Below are 283 nucleotides of genomic sequence, written 5' to 3'. Positions count from 1 at the left end.
GTCCATCGAGGGCGTCAGCGACCTCCCCGTGCACACCGGACTCGTGCTCACCTCCGAACGCGGCCGGGCGCTCGGCCGGGTCACCGGCGACGGCCGCGTCCGGCTGGTGCGCGGAGAACGCGAGGCGTTCGGACTGCGCGGGCGCAGCGCCGAGCAGCGGGTCGCGCTGGACCTCCTGCTGGACCCGGAGGTCGGCATCGTCTCGATGGGCGGCCGGGCCGGGACGGGGAAGTCCGCGCTGGCGCTCTGCGCCGGGCTGGAGGCGGTCCTGGAGCGGCAGCAG

Annotated in this window: 1 pseudogene; it reads left to right on the top strand. The window is 76.7% G+C overall.

Annotation, left to right across the window (positions count from 1 at the left end):
• Positions 1 to 283: pseudogene (locus PUR61_RS00525) on the top strand (PhoH family protein); the annotation flags it as partial.

Origin of the sequence: Streptomyces sp. BE20, assembly GCF_036322525.1 — a bacterium.
Lineage (GTDB): Bacteria > Actinomycetota > Actinomycetes > Streptomycetales > Streptomycetaceae > Kitasatospora.
Note: the sequence above shows the minus strand (reverse complement) of the source record. Positions and strands in the feature narration are given on the sequence as shown.